The sequence below is a fragment of the Arthrobacter pascens genome (assembly GCF_017052465.1).
Classification (GTDB): domain Bacteria; phylum Actinomycetota; class Actinomycetes; order Actinomycetales; family Micrococcaceae; genus Arthrobacter; species Arthrobacter pascens.
This window is the reverse complement of record NZ_JAFHKT010000148.1, coordinates 114747-133883: the sequence shown is the minus strand read 5'-3', so window position 1 is coordinate 133883 and position 19137 is coordinate 114747. Positions and strand designations below refer to the sequence as shown.

Here is a 19137-nt window from a genome sequence, read left to right as displayed (position 1 = left end):
TGTTGCCCATGACGCAGTGAGGCGGCCCTTCGGGTGTGAAGGGCCGCCTCACAGTTGCCGTCATGCGCGGGCGCCTCGGGCACGTGTAAGGGCCGGCGACGGCTGGGGGGAGAGCCTCGGTCTCAGAAGGCTCTGACGTCGCCGGCCCCGCCTGAACCCGGCCCCTTGGGGACCGGAAGTTGCTTCATCGCGAGACCTGGAAGTTCTTGGTGCTGGAAGTTCTTGGTGGCAGCTTCCGCGGTGACTTCGTCTCCGGTTTCTGCTGCCAGTAACAGTTAATCGCGTAGTGGGAGCCACAGCACGAGTATCGAGTACTCGTTTTTTCGGGTAGTGGGCTACTGGTTTCAGCAGGTAGGGCTGTCGCGGCCGGAACCGGGGACAAATTGCGCGTCCGGGCGCGGCGCAGGAGGCTGCACGGGCACGGCGGATGACGGCTGCACGGGCAGGCAGATGGCGCTGGGACGGCCCTGGGGCGCTGTGACAGCTGGCGTCCGGACGCCGGGGGCTTTGCACGTTGGCGTGGAACTACTTCCCCGGCGGCTACTTCTTTGGAAGGCTACTTCTTCGGAAGGGCGAGGGCGAGCTCGTCCCGCCGGCGCACGCCGAGCTTGACGTAACTCCGGTACAGATGTCCCTCGACGGTCCGCACCGACACCATCAGCTGCTGGGCGATCTCCCGGTCGGAGAGTCCTTGCACTGCCAGCTCCACGATGTCACGCTCCCGGCGGGTCAGGTGGACGCTCGGGACGGAGGCAACGAACGGGCTTTCCCGGAACCGCTCACCCAGCTCCTGGTCACACTTCTCGCGGTGGGCAACGGCCTGCCGGGCGCGCCGCCGCTCCCCCGCTGCGTCCAGGATGGCACCGGCCCGGGCATAGGCCTCCCTGGCGAGATTGACCAGGCCCGCCTCCTCAAGGCCGGCAGCGGTTTCCATGAGCACGTCGGCATCCTCGCTGGCCCAGGCGTGGGCAAGCTGATGCCAGCCGGCGGCCCAACGGCCTTCAACGGAGTCGGCAAGGGATGCGATGTCGTCGGCCACCGAGCGGTCGCCGAGATCGGAACAGAGGATCAGGCATTCCATCCTCGTCCCCGGCTGCGCAACAACACGTGGTGACGCCGCCAGCTCGCGAAGCTTGGCCAGGCCGCTGCCCTTGCGGTCCAGATATTCGGCGGCCGCCGCGGCATAGGCTTCAGCGAGGAGTTCACTCCCGGGACCGCTGGCGTGCCGGGCGGCAATCAGATCCTGTTCGAGGCGCTGGGCCTGCGCGCCATCCCCCAGACGCGCTGCGGCATAGAAGGCGAGCGCCGTGCCGAACCGGAACTGCTGGAGTGGATCATTGATGCGGAGGGCTTCGACGGCGGGAAGAAGCACCTGGTAGGCACGCTCCAGCTGCCCTTGCCGGAGGAAGCCCAGTCCGCGGAGCACGTGGAAACCCCCTCCGAAGGTGGCCGCCCCTTCGTTTTCCTCAGCGTGCGGGCTGGCCAGTTCGTGTTCGGAAGCCTCCCAGTTGCCGGCCGCGAGCGAGGCTGAAACCAGGCGCGTCAGGAGGAACTCGTTGAAGAAGTACAGGCCTCTCTGGAGTGCCTCCATGGACGGTGCCGCCGCGAGGGCGGCGTCGTGGGCCTGGTGGGCCCGCCCGGCCGACACGAGGGTCTGGGCGAGCAGGGCGTGCGCGACGGTGCTGGTGGCTTCGGTCACCGTGGCAGGCAGGGGCTCCACGAGGGGGCGCTCCGCTACCTTGGCTTTGACGGCTCCGGATGCAGCGGCTCCCGGTGCTGCCTCCAGGCCCCCGCCGCCTTCCAGGGAGGCAATGAGCGTCCGGATCCCCTCGTGGTCTCCGGCTTCGGCCAGCTCCAGCAGGTGGTGGATCCGGTCCTGCCAGGAGGCCTGGGGGTCGTCTCCGGCATCGGCGAGCTGGTCGCGCGACTCCGCCCTGAGCAGCTCCGCCGATTTGCCGAGGGCCAGATGCGCCGATGCCCTGAGCATGAGCACGTGAGGAGCTTCCGGGACCTCCGCCAGTTCCAGCCAGCAGCTGTCCAGGAGGCCCGCAGCCTCCCGGTACTTGCCTTCATTGAAGAGTGCCCTCGCCGAGATGGATTGTGCCCGGGCCTGTAGCTCGGGGTCCGTCACGTGGCCTGCCATGAGGCGTGCACCGGCGTTGTTGAACATCGTCGCGGCGAGCAGGGCAGCCTCCAGCAGGTCGGGGTCGGACACCTCCATCCCGCACTCCAGGGACCATTCGACCAGCCGCAGCCTGCCTTCGGCACCGGCTGTCGCGGGGTCGAGGTGGCCCTCCATCTTTTGCCGCAGCTGGAGGCTCCGGGAGACGGATACCTGGTGCCGCATGGCTTCGCCAAGGATTGCGTGCCAAATGCGTAATTGGCTGCGCCGCCCGCTGGATTCGCTCACCAGCTGGTGATCCAGGAGGGACCGGACCACTGCGCCGCCGAACACATCCTCGATGAGGCCACGATCCACGGGCTCGGCCAGGGCAATGAGGCGCAATGCGTCTTGTTCCTCCGGCGTTCTGCGGAGGAGGTCTTTGACAACAACGTCGGACAGTCTGGGCCCGTCCGCGGGCAGGGGGCCCAGCAACAGCCAGATACCGTTCCTCTTGGCCAGGATGCCCGCTTCGACCGCATCACGCAGAAGGCAGTTCAGGAGCAGGGGGTTTCCACCCGAAGCGGACCACAATGACTGCACAGTGTTCGCCGGGACGGTCCCGTGGAGCGTGTGTTCCACGACTTCCGTGACCTGTTCCCCGTTGAGCGGCCGGAGGTCAATCCGCTCTGCCTGGCCGTCGTACCACAGCTGGTTCAGTGCCTGCGGCAGTCCGGGGCGTGGGCGCCCCGAGGCCAATACGCCCGCCCACCCGGCCGACATCATGTCCACAATCATGTTCGCCGTGGCTTCATCTAGATGGTGGGCATCATCGATGACGAGAAGCAGCGGCACGTCCTTGCCTGCCTTGAGCTCCTGGAAATAGGCCCAGACAGCCCTCAGCACCGCCACGGGCGAGTCTGCCTCGTCCAGCGGGAGGTCGGCGGTGTAGGGAGCGAGCACGCCGTATGGGACCTTGGCGAGAGAAGAACTGCCGTGGATCCGGAGGATGGTCATTTCGGCGGACAGGTTTTCGCTGACGGCGTCCGTGAGCGAGGTCTTTCCGAGACCCGGCCCCGCCATTAGAAAAACGGCCTGGTTTGCCCGGCTGCGGATGGTGCCGCAGACGTGGTCAATCACTTCACGCCGCCCGGTGAGCTGCCGGTGGTTAGCTGCCGGTTCCGGCTTCTGGGTACGGCCCTTAGACGAGTCCAGGCAGATCACCTCTGGAAGTCACACCGAGTTTCGTAAACACCTGGTAAAGATGGCCCTCGACGGTGCGGACAGAGACACCGATTTCCAAGGCGATGTCCCGGTTGGACACGCCCCGGCCCGCCAGGCGGGAAATCTGGCGTTCCCGTGCCGTCAGGAGCGGGCTGCCACTGCTGGGGACGATCGGCAGGCTGGGAACGGTGGCCGTGAGGCTGTCCAGTCTGGCCTGCGCCACACGGGCCGATGCGGAATCGCCCGAATGCCGGGCGAAGTCCACGGCAAGTGCAACGCACCGTGCCTCCACGGCGTCCAGTTCAAGCTCAGCGGCGAGGTGCGCGCCCTCCAGGAGAACCTTGGCATCCTTGGTGCGGCTGCCCACGGCGATCAGGCGGGAAATTTCGGCCAGCTTTCCCTGCCGGTGGCCGGCCACCTGCTCCATCAGCCGGAAGTCGTCGTCGGTTCCGTTGACAGTGGCACCCAGCAGGCTGATGCCGGCGAGCGTATAGCGTTCCGCCGCGATGTCCCGGCGGGCAGCGTCCAGCAGCCGTTTCACGGCGTCTGGATCCCCCAGCCACCGCCCTGCCATATCGGCGCAGAAATCGGTAACTACCTTGGTGCGGAAATTGCAGTGCCCGCGCGCCCCCCGCAGCTTGTCGAGGTACTTGTGGGCCTGGCCCGCGTTGCCGATCTGCGCGTAGGCGAACGCCGTAGCGGCATATGCGGCCTGGAGCATGTTCACGACCGGACGGAGTTCCAGCTGGGCCACCGCGGACAGCAGGGAATCCAAGGCCACGGCACCGCGACCCGAGTAGACGTAGGCGATGCCTGTGGCCAGTTCCATGGCGGACGTCCGGTGTGCCAGTCGGCGCTCCTCATGTCCTTTGGGCGGACCCACGAGGTCAAGACAGCGCCGCCACTGGCCCGCCTGGAGCAGCACGGAGAAAGCCGTCATGGCGAACATCTCGCGCAGGCCCGTCATGGGGCCCGCATCCGACAGCTGGCCCCCGACCCGCCGCATCAGCTGGAGGGCGTCCATTTCCCTGCCCACCGCAGACAGGGAGTGCATGAGGATCAGGGCGGACTGGATGCGGAAGCCGGGGTCCTTGTTCGTCGCAGGGTCTGCCGCCTCCTCAAGGACCGGGATCATCGGAGCGTAGTCGCCGATGAAAGACCGGTATTCAAACTCCGCGAGCGTGATGACGTTGGCGGCCGCGCCCAGGGCGTCCGGCCAGCTGGCGGCCGGCCCCGGTGCAACGTCCAGGCGGCGCCGGGCGTCGGCAATCTCCGCCGGCACTTTGTCACATTGCTCGGGCAGCCACATCATCACCCGGCATTTCGCGGCCACAACACGGGCGAAATCCTCCACGCCCAACTCGTCCAGCTGTGCCTGGGAAATGCTGTCCAGGGCGTCCATCGCCTGCAGCGGCAGGTCCAGCAGCAGGTAGGCCGTGGCCTTGTGGTGTTGTCCGGCCACCCACTCCGCGTCAGTTCTCTTGAGCCCTTCGACGCAACTGAGGGCAAAACGGGGGTCGAACATCTGCACGGCGGCCTCGGCCGCGGCCACCGCCATGGTTGGACTGAGCTCGGCCTGGCATTCCCGCGTCCATGCGGCGAACTCAATGCGCTCTTCCAGGCTCAGTTTTGCCAGCTCTGGTTCGTCGTCGCCCAGTAGCTCGCTCCTGAGCTCCCGCCGCCGGGAGATGCTCAGCCACGACCGCACGACGTCCCCCAGGTACTGCTCCCGCAGGGACACCCAGCGTTCCTCGGTGTCCCCCACCTTCAGCAGTCCCGCATCCTCCATGTCAGCCACAATATCCGTACCGTACAGCTCGCTGAGCCGTGACAGCGGCACCCTGCGTGCGCAGGACAGCATTTCCATGACTTCGCGGCTTTCCGGTGTTTCGCGGGACCAGCGGGAGCGGACAATATCGTCAAGGCCCGCGGCGCCGTCAAGGACCACCTTGTCCCGCAGCGTCCATACAGAATCGGAGAGGACAAGGTTTCCGGATTGCTGCTGCTCCGTCACGAGGGCCTTGAGCAGCAGGGGGTTACCGCCGACGATGGCGTGGTAGGTGCTCACGAGCGATGCGGACACGCGGTGCCCCAGCAGTGTCAGCAGCACCTGCCGGGTCTGCAGCTCGTTCAGGTTCTCCAGCCTCACTTCGGTGAGGCGGCGGTCAGTTAGCAACCAGTGGAAGTCCGCGGGAAGGTCGCTGGTGCCGGGGGCGATCGCGATGACCCGCGCCGTACGGGTCAGCATGATGTTCAGCAGGATGCCGGCACTCATGTCATCGATCATGCCGGTGGTGTCCAGGGTGATGATGCATTCCCTGCCGCCGGCGTCGCTCCTGATGAGTGAGGTGATGCCCTGCAGGATGGCCGTGGGTGACCCCATCGCAGACTGCGGAAGGCGGGCCAAGAGGAAGGCCAGGCAGCCGTAGGAGGTCTGCGAACCGGCGAGCGGGCTGCGGAGCTGGAGTGCCCAGACGTCCGGGCCAAGATCAGCCACGGCGGTCCGGGCCAGCGAGGATTTGCCCACACCGCGGGCACCGGTAATGACGACCCCCAGGGAGTCGGGATCCGTCAGGGCGTTGCGGATTGATTCAAGGTCGGCGCTGCGCGCAGGGACCGACCAACGTTGAAGGTCCGTTCCGCCGGCTGAAGCGCCTGGTCCCGCCAGCACTCCCGCCGTAGACCCACGTCCCCAGCTCAGTGGCTCATTTGACATGAACTTTTCCTTACATCCCGCTTTGCAGGATCAAGGCCCCATCGCCTCCCCCGCTTACGAGACAGACTACCCCGATACCCGTGACATAAAACAGGGCAAACGTTTCACATTTCGGCGTGTCCCGGCCGCCTGGCAGCCGGCCGGGCCGCCGTCGTCAGACCTTGGCCGGGTGGAACCGCTGCTGGGCCGCCGTCAGGCCGTCCCGAATCAGGAGCTCCACCGCGTCCGCGGCCTCATCGATCAGGAAGGGCAGTTCCTTCTTTTCCGCCGGTGCGAAGTCGTGCAATACGTAGTCCGCTGTATCCATCCGCCCGGGTGGCCTGCCGACCCCCACCCGGACACGGAGGTAGTCCTTGGTGGCCAGGGCCTTGGACATGTCCCGGAGGCCGTTGTGGCCGCCCTCGCCACCGCCGATTTTGAGCTTCACCGTGTTGAAGGGAATGTCGATCTCATCGTGGACTGCCACGACCCGGGACGGATCGACGTCATAGAAACGCGCCAGGGCAGCAACAGGCCCGCCCGAGACGTTCATGTAGGTCACCGGCTTGGCCAGGACCAGGCGCGGACCGCCAATGCCCAGCCTGCCCTCCAGCACCTGCGCCCGGGCCTTGTGGATCTTGAAGTTGCCGCCAACGCGGGCCGCGAGCTCATCGAGGACCATCTGGCCGACGTTGTGCCGGTTGCGGCTGTACTCGGGGCCCGGGTTTCCAAGGCCGACAATCAGCCAGGTATCAGTCATGGATCAATCCTAAAGTGGTCGGATACGCCAGTGGCCGGGCCCAAAGGACCCGGCCACCGGTACGCACGCGAAGAATGCCGTGCGGAAAAACAGTGCCGTAATTACTCGGCGGAGGCTGCCTCGGCCGGAGCCCCTGCTACTGCGGCTCCCTCTTCGCCTTCCGCAGCTTCCTCGATGGCCTCGGAGATGTTCACGACGAGTGCATCGGCGTCGGTCAGCAGGACCGAGCCCTTCGGGAGGACGAGATCGGATCCGTGGATGTGCTCGCCGGCGCCGCGGCCCTCGATGTCAACCTCGACGGCGGTGGGCAGGTGCGTTGCCTCGGCCTCAAGGGACACGACGGTCAGCTCGAGGTTGTGGACGGTGCCGGGTGCGGTTTCGCCGGAGAGGTGCACGGGAACGTCCACGGTGACCGTCTCGCCCTGGCGGACGGTCAGGAGGTCGATGTGCTCGATGATCTGCTTGATCGGGTCGCGCTGGATGTCTTTGACCAGGGCGAGGTGGCCTTCGCCGTTGATGTCCAGGGACAGCAGGGCGTTGGCGGTGCGCACGGCCAGGGTGGTGGCCTTGGCCGGAAGGGTGATGTGGATGGGCTCGGCGCCGTGGCCGTAGATGACGGCCGGGATCTGGCCGGCCATGCGGGCGCGGCGGGCGAAGCCCTTGCCGAATTCGGTGCGTACTTCTGCTGCGAGCTTCTGCTCAGACATGGATATCTCCTGGTGGCTTTTGGTTTGTCAGCAAGGGCGGAGGTCTGGAGCGACCTTCAACGCCGGGCGGCCCGGGGGCGCCCTTCCAGAAGGGAGATTCAGACCCAGTCGATAACGGAGACCAGTGGTCCGGTTGCCCGGAGCTACTCTCCCTCGCCAAGGTATCGGGATATATCTTATCAGCGCCGGGACCGAATACTGAAAACGGGCCCTGCGACTGCTGGTTGAGCCTGCCGAAACCGGCAGTCTCAACCAGCGCAGCCTGGGAAATCAGGCGTTGCCGTCGAACAGGCTGGTGACCGAACCGTCGTCGAACACTTCACGGACGGCCCGGGCGATGAGTGGCGCGATGGACAGCACCGTGAGCTCCGGGAAGCGCTTGTCGGCGGGAATCGGCAGCGTGTCCGTGACCACCACTTCGCGGGCACCCGACTCGGACAGCCGGCGGGCCGCGGGGTCGGAGAAGACCGCGTGCGTCGCCGCGATGATCACGTCCTTGGCTCCGGCGTTCTTGAGGACGGCCACGGCTCCGGAAATGGTGCCGCCGGTGTCGATCATGTCGTCGATGAGGACGCAGGTGCGTCCTTCGATCTGGCCCACCACGGTCTTGGAGACAGCCTGGTTCGGAACCGTGAGGTCGCGGCTCTTGTGGACGAAGGCGAGCGGGGCGCCGCCCAGGCGTTCGGCCCACTGCTCGGCTACGCGGACGCGGCCGGTGTCGGGCGAGACAACGGTGATGTTGTCAGCTGCGACCCGTGTCCGGATGTAGTCCGCCAGAAGCGGGATGGCCATGAGGTGGTCCACCGGGCCGTCGAAGAAGCCCTGGATCTGCGACGTGTGCAGGTCAACGCTCATGATGCGGTCCGCGCCGGCCGTCTTGTACAGGTCTGCGACGAGGCGCGCCGAGATCGGTTCGCGGCCGCGGCCCTTCTTGTCCTGGCGGGAGTAGGGGTAGAACGGCGAGACGACCGTGATCCGCTTGGCCGAGGCACGCTTCAGCGAATCGATCATGATCAGCTGTTCCATGAGGTGGTTGTTCAGGGGTGCGGGGTGGGACTGGATGACGAAGGCGTCGGTGCCGCGGACGCTTTCCCCGGCCCGCACGTAGATCTCACCGTTGGCGAAATCGTAGGCGTCCACGGGCAGCAGCTCGGTGCCGAGCTCCTTGGCGATCTGGCGGGCAAGCTCCGGATGCGCACGCCCTGCGGCGAGCACCAGCTTCTTTTCGCCGCGAGCCGTAATTTCGGTCATGGTTGCTTGCCCTCTTCTGTAGATGCCGGGGAATTGGAGGTGTGACTGCGCGTGTCGCCTGCTGCCGCCGCCAGGGCCGCGGACAGCGAACCCGGACGGTTGGCGAGAACCCAACCCTCCGCATTGCGCTGCGCGGCCATGGACAGGGCCAGGGCGCCTGCGGGTACGTCCTTCCGGATCACGGCACCGGCGCCGCTGTAGGCGCCGTCCCCCACCGTGACCGGAGCAACGAATACTGTGTTGGAACCGGTGCGGACGCCGGATCCGATCACCGTGCGGTGCTTCTTCTCGCCGTCGTAATTGGCGGTGATGTTGCCGCAGCCGATGTTGGTGTCCTCGCCGATTTCGGCGTCGCCGGCGTAGCCGAGGTGGGACAGCTTGGAGCCGCGGCCGATGGTCACGTTCTTGGTTTCGTAGAAGGCGCCGATCTTGCCGGCCTCGCCCAGCACCGTCCCGGGACGCAGGTACGTGAACGGGCCGACGCTGGCGCCCGCTCCGATGTCCGCGCCGGAGCCGTGCGTGCGGGCCACCTTTGCTCCCTCGCCGATGCGGACGTCGGTCAGGGTTGAGTCAGGGCCGACGACGGCGTCACGCGCCACCGTGGTGCTGCCGTGCAGTTGCGTATTGGGCAGGATACGGACGTCCTCTGCCAGGGTCACGGTGGAATCGATCCACGTGGTGGCCGGATCAACGACCGTCACGCCGGCGCGCATCCAGGCTTCCACGATGCGCCGGTTGTGCTCCGCTCCCAGAGCAGCGAGCTGCACGCGGTCGTTGGCGCCTTCGACCTGCCAGCGGTCCTCGGTGACGACGGCGGCGACGCGCCCGCCGGCCTCGCGCACCAGCCCCAGGACGTCCGTCAGGTACTTCTCGCCCTGCGAGTTGTCCGTTGTGACGTGGCTGAGGGCGTCCCTGAGCACTGCTGCGTCAAAGGCATAGATTCCGGAGTTGATTTCCCGGATCCCGCGCTCGTCATCGGTGGCGTCCTTGTGCTCGCGGATGCCGCTCACTGTGCCGTCTGCGGAGCGGAGGATGCGGCCGTAGCCGGTGGCGTCGTCGAGCAATGCCGTGAGCACCGTGATCGCGTTGCCTTCGGATTCGTGTTTGGCGACGAGTTCGGCGAGCATCCCGCCGGTCAGCAGCGGCACGTCGCCGTAGGTCACCACGACGGTGCCTTCGAGGAGCGCGTCCGCGTCCAGCGCCTCAAGCGCGACTTCGACGGCACGTCCCGTGCCGGGGACCTCGTCCTGGTCGACAATCAGGGCTTCGGGGTCAAGCTCCTTGAGGTGGGCGGCCACGCGGTCACGCTCATGCCGGACGACGAAGGCCACCCGCCGCGGGTTGATGGCGCGCGCGGCGAGGAGGGCGTGCCCGACCATGGAACGGCCGCCGATTTCGTGGAGGATCTTGGGGGTACGGGACTTCATCCGGGTACCGGCACCTGCAGCTAGGACGATTACGGCGGCTGGGCCGGACTTCTCGGGGCTCACGTACGGGCTCTCCTTGGTCGGTTGCGGTGCTGCAGTCCGCGCCTGCCTGCGCGGCGGCGTCCGAGCCTGCGCCCGGAGCCGGCAACAGGCATCATCCTACTGGACAGCGCTGATGCAGCAGTTCCGCCCATAGGATTCGAACCTATACTCCACGGCTCCAAAGGCCGGGGTGCTGCCATTACACCAGAGCGGACCGTGCCGGGCGCTAAGCCCGGGCACGAGAACCAATTCTGCCACGAACGGTGAGGCTCATGCGACCTCGCCGGGTGAGGCATGATGGGACGGTGAGCAAGAGCACAAGGGCAGCCGGCGGGGCGGGGAACCCGGCAGCGACGGCGGAAACAGGCTCCGTACGCATCCCGCGGCCGCGGATGACAGGACCCCAGCGGCGTTCACAGTTGGTTGACGTGGGGCGGGGCCTTTTCGCGGTGCGGGGCCTGGACGGCACCACCATCGAGGAGATCGCCGCCGCCGCCGCCGTCTCCAAGCCCGTGATCTATGAACACTTCGGGTCGAAAGAGGGCCTGTACACCCAGGTGGTGGAGTTTGAATACAGGTTCCTGCTGGCCGCCATTAATGATGCCCTCACCGAGGAAGCAAAGCCGCGCATCCTGGTTGAACGCGCCGCCCTGGCCCTGCTGACCTATATCGAGGACCGTACCGACGGCTTCCGCATCCTTCTGCGCGACGCTCCCCCGTCCCAGCCCGAAGGCGCCTTTTCCACCCTGCTGTCGCACGTCACGGAGCGCGTGGAACACATCCTGTCCGACGAATTCTCCCGCCGCGGATTCGGAGCAGCCGACGGTGCCATGTACGCCCAGATGCTCGTGGGCATGGTGGCCATGACCGGCCAATGGTGGCAGGACAGCCGCCAGCCCGACAAGCGCGCCGTAGCGGCGCACCTCGTCAACCTCGCATGGAACGGCCTCACCGGCCTCAAAAAGGAACCCGAACTCCGCAGCGAGAGCTGACCTTCGCCGTCGTACGTAGTCACCACCGCGGCGCAGCGGCCCTTCGCCGGAAGCGGTCCTTCGATAAGGAGCGCATCGCGGCGCAACGGGATGGGAGCTCGCTCAGCGAGCGAGCAGCCCCTTTGCGTCGTGTCTAAGCGACGTCGAAGGGCCGGCTTCGGCACCCAGCCAGCGCCCGACGCTTACTCGCCGAGGACTTCGAGTGCCTCGAGCCATTCGAGTTCGAGGGCTTCGCGGTCGTCGGCCAGGGGTTTGAGCTTCTTGTTTAGCTCGGCCATGGCATCGAAGTCGTTGTCGGCCGTGGCCTTGACCATTTGGGCGTGGATCTTTTCTTCCTGCTGCGTGAGCTTGCCCAGCTGGCGCTCAATGCGGTTCTTGGCCTTGCGGGCGTCGCGCTTCTCCGCTTCGGATGCTCCCGAGACGGGCGCTGCCGCGCCGGAGCTTGCCGAGGTGACCGGGTTGCCGCCGCCGGTGATCGTGGACCCGGCCATCGCGGATTCCCGGAGTTCGAGGTACTGGTCCACGCCGCCGGGCAGGCCGCGGATCTTGCCGTCGCCCAGGAGTGCCATCTGGTGGTCCGTAACGCGTTCCAGCAGATAGCGGTCGTGGCTGACGACGACGAGGGTGCCGGGCCAGCCGTCGAGGACGTCCTCGACGGCGGCGAGGGTGTCGGTGTCGAGGTCGTTGGTCGGTTCGTCGAGCATCAGCACGTTGGGCTCCCCGACGAGCAGGCGCAACAGCTGCAGACGTCGCCGCTCACCGCCGGAAAGGTCGCGGACGGGGGTCCACTGCTTCTCGTTGGTGAAGCCAAGCTGTTCCACGAGCTGGCCGGCACTGAATTCCTTCCCGCCAACGTTGAAGGAACGCTTTTCGCGCTCGATGACCTCGATGACGCGGAGGTCGGCAACGTCGTCGAGCTCTTTGACTTCCTGGGTGAGGACGGCGGTGACCACGGTCTTGCCGCGCTTGACCTTTCCGGATGTCGGTTGAATCTCGCCGTTGAGGAGCTTCAGCAGTGTGGTCTTGCCTGCGCCGTTGACACCCACGAGTCCGAGGCGCTCGCCCGGCGCCAGCCGGAGGGTGATGTTGTTGAACAGCTTCTGGCCCTCGTCACCGCCGAGGAAATCCAGGGACACGTTCTCCAGGTCCAGGACGTCCTTGCCCAGGCGGGCGGTGGCCATCTTGCTCAGCGCCATGGAATCCCGGGGTTCGGGAACGTCGGCGATCAGCGCGTTCGCGGCCTCGATCCGGAACTTGGGCTTGGCGGTACGGGCAGGGGCGCCGCGGCGCAGCCAGGCGAGTTCCTTCTTCACCAGCTGCTGGCGTTTGCCTTCGACCACGGACGCCATGCGGTCGCGTTCTGCGCGGGCCAGCACGTAGGCGGCATAACCGCCGTCGAACGGGTCCATAATCCCGTCGTGGATTTCCCACGTCTTGTTGCAGACTTCATCGAGGAACCAGCGGTCGTGGGTGACGACCAGGAACGCGCCCTGGTTGGCCCGCCACCGGGTCTTCAGGTGCCGGGACAGCCAGGCGACGCCTTCGACATCGAGGTGGTTGGTGGGCTCATCGAGCATGATGACGTCGTGGTCCTCGATGAGGAGCTTGGCCAGCGCAACGCGCCGTTTCTGGCCGCCGGACAGGGCGTGCACGTTGGCGTGCCAGTCGACGTCGGACACCAGCCCGCCCATGACCTCACGGATCTGCGGGTTGCGTGCCCATTCGTAGTCCGCCTGGTCGCCAACGATGGCGGCACCGACCGTGAGGTCGCCGTCGAGCACGTCGCTCTGGTCCAGGTAGCCGATATTGACGTCTCCACGCTTGGTGACGCGGCCGGAATCCGGTGTGGACCGCAGCGCCAGCAGCCGCATCAGCGTGGACTTGCCGTCACCGTTGCGGCCCACCATGCCGATGCGGTCGCCCTCCTCGAGTCCGAGGGTGACGCCATCGAGAACGGTGCGGGTTGCGTACGAGACCGTGAGGCTCTCGCCGCCGAGCAGGTGTGCCACGGGGAACTGCTTTCTTCTGCGGATTTCTTCATGCGAACGGGGAACTGAAAGTTAAAGGGTATTAGGAGGGTATTAAAGGAGCGTATCGGAGATGATGCGCGCGCCGGGCACCGGGCCGTGGACCGGGAGGGCGGTGAGCCCCTTGTGCCGGAGCTCTTCGGCGAGGCCTTCGGCGGCTTCCGGGTTGTGGGCCAGCAGCGCGACGGTGGGCCCGGAGCCCGAGACGATCCCTGCGATGGCTCCGCACGATTCGCCGAGGCCCAGGGTGTCCCGGAGGGTGGGCGCCAGTTCGATGGAGGCCCGCTGAAGGTCGTTGACGAGCACCCTGCTTAGGGCGTCGGGGTCACCGCTGCGTAGCGCCTGCAGGATCTTCGGGTCCACCGCGGTGGGTTCGTCCACCTCAAGCCCCTCGGCCTCACGCAGCCTGTCCAGGGTCTTGAAGACATCCGGAGTGGAAAGCCCGAACTCGGCGGTGACCAGGACCCAGTCCATCTGGGCTTTGGCCAGGGCCGGAGAGAGATCATCGCCCACGCCCAGCCCTACCGCCGTGCCGCCCAGCAGCGCGAAGGGCACATCGGCACCCAGTTCCCCGGCCAGCTGGGCCAGTTCGTCCCGGGACAGTCCGCTGTTCCAGAGCGCGTCGCAGGCCAGCAGCGTGGCGGCGGCGTCGGCGGATCCGCCGCCCATGCCGCCAGCCACCGGCACCCGCTTGGTGATGTCGAGGTGCACCCCGGTGGAATGCTCGGACACATCGGCCATGAGGGCGGCGGCCTTGTAGGCAAGGTTGCGTTCGTCGAGCGGGATGTCGACGCCGTCCAGGTCCAGCGTGCTGTCCGGACTGATGCCCACCGTGATGCCGTCCCCCGGCGTGCTGGTGGCGGCCACTTCCTCATACAGCGAAACGGCCAGGTAAACGCTCGCCACCGAGTGATAGCCGTCGGGACGCAGTGGGCCCACATCCAGGGAGACGTTCACCTTGCCCGGAGCCTTGACCCGGACGGTCCTCGCCGCAAAGCGCCCTCTCACTGCGTTCATGAGTCCAAGCTAGGGCATGGCGGCGCCGGGCTCCAACAAGGGCACGGCGGCAACGTGTTCCCGGCGTCCACTGTTTCCGGCGCCTGCCGGTCAAGCGTCCGCAGCCTGGCGGGCTTCGGCGATCCGGGCGAAAGCTGCGATGTCGATAACCTCACCGCGCGCCGTGGGATCCACACCGGCCGCCACGAGGCAGCGCTCCGCCTCGGCCGCGCTTCCGGCCCAGCCGGCGAGGGCAGCGCGGAGGGTTTTCCGGCGCTGGGCGAAGGCGGCATCGATCACGGCGAAGACCTGCTCCCGGCTGGCCGTGGTGGCCGGAGGTTCCCGGCGGGTGAAGGCCACCAGCCCGGACTGGATCTTGGGGGCAGGCCAGAAGACGTTCATGCCGATCACTCCGGCCTTGCGCATGCTGCTGTACCACGCCGCCTTGACGGACGGCACCCCATAGATCTTGGACCCGGGGCCGGCGGCAAGGCGGTCGGCAACCTCGTCCTGGACCATCACCAGGCCGTGCCGGATCGACGGGAAGTGCTGCAGGAGGTGAAGGACAACGGGAACAGCCACGTTGTAGGGCAGGTTGGCCACGAGCGCCGCCGGCTCTGCCGGCAGTTCGGTGACCTTCATGGCGTCCGCGAGCACAAGATGGAAGTCGCCGGCGGCGTCCGGCCGCCACTGCCGCACAGTTTCCGGCAGCTTGGCTGCCAGCACCGGATCGATTTCGACGGCGACAACAGACTTCGCGGCGTCCAGCAGCCCCAGCGTGAGTGATCCGAGCCCGGGTCCAACTTCGAGGACTGTCTCCTCCGGCCCGACGCCTGCTGCGGCCACAATCCTGCGGATGGTGTTGCCGTCGATCACGAAGTTCTGCCCCAGCGTCTTGGTGGGGCGCACACCGATTTCCTCGGCCAGCCTGCGGATGTCAGACGCGCCAAAGAGAGGAGCGGGCGCGGTACCGGGGGCGGAGGGAGTCGGGTCAGTCACCTAGGTATCCTATCCCGCCAGCCCCCGCAGCCGCGGCGCGGTGCGGGGAAGGCAAGGGCGCGGAAGGCAAGGCGGGAGGGCAAGGTGGGACGGCGAGGGCCGGGCCCGGAGATTCCGGACCCAGCCTTTCGCAGCCCCGCAGCCGTGGTCAGGTGCCGCGGAAGGGCTGTGGTGCCTGTGCTTTGCGTCGCGGCGTGTTAGCTGCCGGCCGCCCAGCCGCAGCCCCAGGGCTGCAGGCCGCGCTCGGCGTAGACGCGGTTGGCGATGTCGATCTGCTGGGCCTTCGTGGCCTGGCTGGCGTTGGGGGCGTACGCTCCGCCACCGGCACCGATCCAGGTCTGGATGTCGAACTGCAGGCCGCCGTAGTAGCCGTTGCCGCTGTTGATCGACCAGTTGCCGCCCGATTCGCACTGTGCGATCTTGTCCCACATGCCCACGTTCATCATGGCCGGGGCTGCGGCGCCGGTGTTGGCGTCTTCCTGCGCAGCGGCGGGCTTGGGCTCCTCCTTCGTGCCGATGGTGATCTTCTCCGTCACCGGCTCAAGCGTTGCGGTCCGGGAGACCAGCGTCCGGCTCGCCTCCCGGCCGTCGACCAGGACGAGCTTGTACTTCTTCGTCACGGTCCCGGGGACACCTTCCTGGGTCACCTTCTCTTCACCCTTGAGCAGGGCAGCGCTGTCCGTGGTCAGCGTCTTGAAGGGGACCTCTTCGGTGACGGTGGCCGTCTTGCTGGTATCGACGCGGGATACCTTGATCACCATGTTGTTGACAACGTGCGCGTTGGCCGGCTGCGAGGTGCGGTCGGCGGTTGCCAGCTTCACCTTGGCGTCCCTGAGTACCTCGCCGACCGTGGTGGCTGTGGTGGTGGTCTTGGCGGCCTTGCCGTCGGCCAGGATGCTCACGGTCTTCGGCGTCGAAATGGCTACGAAGGAGCCGTCGACGGACAGCTGGGCGGTCCTCGGCACCGAAAGTTCAGAGGCGCTGGCCACTCCGAGCTGGGTCACCAGGCCGGCCACGTCCTGAGCCGTGGTGCTGACGGTCTTTTCTGCGCCGTCCAGGCTCACTTTGACTGCCTTGGCCAGGTTGACGTTGATCACCGAGCCGTTCTCAACGTGCGCGTCCAGCGAGGGGGACACGCGGTCGGAGGCCTGGAGGTCCACTTTGGCGGCCTTGACGACCTGCTCCACCGTGCCGCCGAACGTCTGGACGGAGCTTACTTTGCCATCAATATTCAGGGTGACTGTTTTGTTGTTGCCCACAAAGGCCACGAGCCCGAGTACGAGTGCCGAGAGCACCACAAGCTGGGCCGCTACCTTGACGAAACTGAACTTGCCGTCCGACGTAAAGAACTTGACCACGATTGCCCATATCTTTGGAGCCATCCGGGCACGGGGAAAAACGCACAGCAGTACCTGCGGCAGGGACACCCGGGGGTGGCTCCGGAACAGCCCGGAGGTCTGCAGCAGGCTTGCGCGCCGCCACACTCACAAGGCAGGACACCGGAGGCGCCCTGCCTGAAAACGTGAGTGACATCATCCGGAGGCCTTCCCCGACCCCGGCTAATAGTTGTTCACTGTAATCGATCCGTTATAAACGGACCAAAAATATTACATACCGGGTATGTACCGGCGGCTCGGGAGGGTGTGCGGGCTCACTCCCAGGATCCGTAGGCGCGCAAGGTATTTTCGCTGATGCCGCTACACAGCGCGGCCAGGTCCGTACCTGTCAATTCCGCCATGGCCCGCACGGTGTACGGCACCATGTAGCTGGCGTTGGGCCTGCCCCGGTGGGGATGCGGAGTGAGGAACGGCGAATCAGTTTCCACCAGGACCAGTTCCGGCTCGGCAACCGCCAGCGATGCCCTGAGGTTGGCGGCGTTCTTGAAGGTGAGCGTTCCGGCGAAGGACATGAACCACCCTTCGCGGTTGCAGATCCGGGCCAGGTCCTCGTCCCCTGAATAGCAGTGGAAGACCACCCGGTCCGGGGTGCCCTCCTCCCGCAGCACCTGCACGACGTCGTCGTGGGCGTCCCGGTCATGGATCTGCAGGGTCAGGTCGAGCCTTTTGGCGATGTCGATATGGCGGCGGAACGAATAGCGCTGGTGCACCAGCCCCTCGCCCTCGGTGCGGAAGAAGTCGAGGCCGGTTTCCCCGATGGCCCGGATCCGGGGGTGCGCGGCAAGCTCCTCGATCTCCCGAAGCGCCGCCTCAAGCTCACCCCGCCGGGCATAGTCCGGCGCGTCGTTGGGGTGGATCGCGACGGCGCCGAGCAGCCGGGCGTCCAGGTCAACCGCACGGACCGTAAACCTCGAGGATTCAAGGTCGGTGCCAACCTGGACAGCCCCGCGGACCCCGACTGCCTCGGCAGCGTCCAAGGCGGCGCTGAGCCCCACCTGGGGGTCGGCTCCGGGGTAGTCGAGGTGGGTATGGTTGTCCATCACGGGCACCGGCAGTGGCTCCGGAGCGGGAGGGTAGCCCTGCTTGCCGGACCCGTCTGTTCCGGGCGCCCGGTACGCATTAGGGGTCAGGGAATTGCACATTCCTCCAGCCTAGCGGCGAGTCCCTTCACGCGTTGCCCGGCCGGTGGCGGCACCGGTGTCAGGCGTCGCAACAGTCGTCGCCGCAGTCGTCACAGCAGTCGCCGCGGGGGGAGCCCAGAATTACCCGGAACTCTCTGTCAGGTACGGCAGTTGTGTTAGTACGCTGGTACGGAGAGATGTGATCGCCCAAAGACGGGCAACGGCAGGCTGCTGCTGCACCGTTCCCCGCGTCACTCAGGGCTGAAAGGTTGCCGATGGAACCGCACCGACGCACCAGGATGGATGAGGAGATAGTTCCCGGCGGGAAAGGGTTCGCCGAGAGGGCTGCGCACGGCGGAAACCAGCTCAACGGCCACAAGCCCGGCCCCCTGGGCCCCCAGGCCTTCCGTGCCGCAAGCGAACGCATCCTGTCCGCCATCAACACGGTGATCGATGGCAAGGCTGAAGCTGCCAAGCTCGCCCTGACAGTGCTGCTGGCGCAGGGCCACCTGCTGCTTGAAGACGTGCCGGGCGTCGGCAAGACCCTCCTCGCCAAGACTCTGGCACGCACGATCGACTGCTCCGTCAGCCGGATCCAGTTCACTCCCGACCTTCTCCCCTCCGATGTGACCGGCGTGTCCATCTACAACCAGTCGTCGCGCCAGTTTGAGTTCCGCCCCGGTGCCGTCTTCGCCAACGTCGTCATCGGCGACGAAATCAACCGAGCCTCAGCCAAGACCCAGTCCGCCCTGCTCGAATGCATGGAGGAACACCAGGTGACGGTGGACGGCCATTCCTACAAACTGGCCGAACCGTTCATGGTGGTGGCCACCCAGAACCCGATCGAGATGGAAGGGACCTACCCGCTGCCCGAAGCGCAACGGGACCGGTTCATGGCACGGATCTCCATGGGTTACCCGGACAAGGAGTCCGAGATCGAAATGCTGGAGACCCACCAGGCCACGTCCCCGTTGGCGCGGGTGACCTCCGTGGTGACCTCCGCGGACGTCGCGGCGATGATTGCCACCGTCCAGCAGGTCTACGTGTCCCAGTCCGTGAAGGAGTACACCGTGGCCGTGGGACGCGCCACGCGCGACAGCGCCATGCTGCGCCTTGGTGCCAGCCCGCGTTCCATGCTCCAGCTGCTCCGCGCGGCCAAGGCCACCGCGGCACTGGACGGCAGGGACTTCGTGCTCCCGGACGACGTCGTTGCTGTTGCCGAGTCGGTGCTGGCGCACCGCATCATCCTGGACCGCAAGGCCGTCAGCACCGGAGAGACACCCCAGAGCGTCATCCGGGGCGTACTCGCCAAGCTTCCCGTCAGCCAGGAGATGACCGAGTCCGTTCATGCCTCCCGGCAGGCCCGGGCGGCCGAACTGCGGCCCAGCCGCTAGCCAG

The 19137-nt window shown here is 66.7% G+C and carries 13 protein-coding genes and 1 tRNA gene; 2 read left to right on the top strand and 12 right to left on the bottom strand.

Going from position 1 to position 19137, the window contains the following annotated elements; translation table 11 throughout:
* Positions 1-556 precede the first annotated feature (556 nt).
* From JYA52_RS16785 to JYA52_RS16755, 7 genes are all read right to left on the bottom strand, one after another.
* Complete coding sequence (locus tag JYA52_RS16785) at positions 557-3325, bottom strand: LuxR C-terminal-related transcriptional regulator (protein ID WP_343915036.1); 2769 nt, start codon at positions 3323-3325, stop codon at positions 557-559.
* The gene (locus tag JYA52_RS16780) at positions 3303-6041 is read right to left on the bottom strand and encodes a helix-turn-helix transcriptional regulator (RefSeq protein WP_205654310.1); all 2739 of its coding nucleotides are present in this window, start codon (positions 6039-6041) and stop codon (positions 3303-3305) included. Before JYA52_RS16780 ends, JYA52_RS16785 begins: the two co-directional genes overlap by 23 nt.
* A gap of 154 nt (positions 6042-6195) precedes the next feature.
* Entirely contained in the window at positions 6196-6780 is a 585-nt protein-coding gene (gene pth / locus JYA52_RS16775; RefSeq protein WP_205654308.1) for an aminoacyl-tRNA hydrolase, read from the bottom strand.
* Positions 6781-6881: 101 nt separating this feature from the next.
* Entirely contained in the window at positions 6882-7487 is a 606-nt protein-coding gene (locus JYA52_RS16770) for a 50S ribosomal protein L25/general stress protein Ctc (protein ID WP_205654306.1), read from the bottom strand.
* A 270-nt stretch (positions 7488-7757) separates the two neighbouring features.
* Entirely contained in the window at positions 7758-8738 is a 981-nt protein-coding gene (locus tag JYA52_RS16765) for a ribose-phosphate diphosphokinase (protein ID WP_205654304.1), read from the bottom strand.
* Complete coding sequence (gene glmU, locus JYA52_RS16760; RefSeq protein ID WP_205654303.1) at positions 8735-10228, bottom strand: bifunctional UDP-N-acetylglucosamine diphosphorylase/glucosamine-1-phosphate N-acetyltransferase GlmU; 1494 nt, start codon at positions 10226-10228, stop codon at positions 8735-8737. The genes JYA52_RS16765 and glmU overlap by 4 nt, the downstream gene beginning before the upstream one ends.
* 121 nt (positions 10229-10349) lie before the next feature.
* Positions 10350-10421: transfer RNA gene (locus JYA52_RS16755), tRNA-Gln, on the bottom strand.
* A gap of 178 nt (positions 10422-10599) precedes the next feature.
* On the opposite strand from JYA52_RS16755, the gene JYA52_RS16750 reads away from it, so the two are divergent.
* Entirely contained in the window at positions 10600-11199 is a 600-nt protein-coding gene (locus JYA52_RS16750; protein ID WP_205654535.1) for a TetR/AcrR family transcriptional regulator, read from the top strand.
* 182 nt (positions 11200-11381) lie between these two features.
* Here the strand turns inward: JYA52_RS16750 and JYA52_RS16745 are convergent, their stop codons facing one another.
* The 5 genes from JYA52_RS16745 to JYA52_RS16725 form a co-directional block, all read right to left on the bottom strand.
* Positions 11382-13208 carry an ABC-F family ATP-binding cassette domain-containing protein gene (locus tag JYA52_RS16745; protein ID WP_205654301.1) on the bottom strand — a complete coding sequence of 609 codons (1827 nt, stop codon included), beginning with the start codon at positions 13206-13208 and terminating at the stop codon, positions 11382-11384.
* Positions 13209-13280: 72 nt separating this feature from the next.
* Positions 13281-14243 (bottom strand): 4-(cytidine 5'-diphospho)-2-C-methyl-D-erythritol kinase, encoded by a 963-nt coding sequence (locus JYA52_RS16740; RefSeq protein ID WP_205654300.1) that lies wholly within the window; start codon positions 14241-14243, stop codon positions 13281-13283.
* Between the two features lie 90 nt (positions 14244-14333).
* Entirely contained in the window at positions 14334-15221 is an 888-nt protein-coding gene (rsmA, locus tag JYA52_RS16735; RefSeq protein WP_205654298.1) for a 16S rRNA (adenine(1518)-N(6)/adenine(1519)-N(6))-dimethyltransferase RsmA, read from the bottom strand.
* Between the two features lie 197 nt (positions 15222-15418).
* Entirely contained in the window at positions 15419-16603 is a 1185-nt protein-coding gene (locus JYA52_RS16730; RefSeq protein WP_240460447.1) for a resuscitation-promoting factor, read from the bottom strand.
* Positions 16604-16872: 269 nt separating this feature from the next.
* Positions 16873-17760, bottom strand: coding sequence for a TatD family hydrolase (locus JYA52_RS16725; protein WP_205654296.1), 888 nt, complete (start codon positions 17758-17760; stop codon positions 16873-16875).
* A gap of 254 nt (positions 17761-18014) precedes the next feature.
* Between JYA52_RS16725 and JYA52_RS16720 the strand changes: the two genes are divergently transcribed.
* Positions 18015-19133 (top strand): AAA family ATPase, encoded by a 1119-nt coding sequence (locus tag JYA52_RS16720; RefSeq protein ID WP_205654294.1) that lies wholly within the window; start codon positions 18015-18017, stop codon positions 19131-19133.
* Positions 19134-19137: the final 4 nt, after the last annotated feature.

Bases quoted from the DNA above. Each gene is read 5' to 3' on its own strand.
- JYA52_RS16730 (WP_240460447.1), bottom strand. From the start codon at position 16,603: ATGGCTCCAAAGATATGGGCAATCGTGGTCAAGTTCTTTACGTCGGAC.
- JYA52_RS16740 (WP_205654300.1), bottom strand. From the start codon at position 14,243: ATGAACGCAGTGAGAGGGCGCTTTGCGGCGAGGACCGTCCGGGTCAAG.
- JYA52_RS16780 (WP_205654310.1), bottom strand. From the start codon at position 6,041: ATGTCAAATGAGCCACTGAGCTGGGGACGTGGGTCTACGGCGGGAGTG.
- JYA52_RS16750 (WP_205654535.1), top strand. From the start codon at position 10,600: ATGACAGGACCCCAGCGGCGTTCACAGTTGGTTGACGTGGGGCGGGGC.
- JYA52_RS16725 (WP_205654296.1), bottom strand. From the start codon at position 17,760: ATGTGCAATTCCCTGACCCCTAATGCGTACCGGGCGCCCGGAACAGAC.
- JYA52_RS16720 (WP_205654294.1), top strand. From the start codon at position 18,015: ATGGAACCGCACCGACGCACCAGGATGGATGAGGAGATAGTTCCCGGC.
- JYA52_RS16765 (WP_205654304.1), bottom strand. From the start codon at position 8,738: ATGACCGAAATTACGGCTCGCGGCGAAAAGAAGCTGGTGCTCGCCGCA.
- pth (WP_205654308.1), bottom strand. From the start codon at position 6,780: ATGACTGATACCTGGCTGATTGTCGGCCTTGGAAACCCGGGCCCCGAG.
- JYA52_RS16770 (WP_205654306.1), bottom strand. From the start codon at position 7,487: ATGTCTGAGCAGAAGCTCGCAGCAGAAGTACGCACCGAATTCGGCAAG.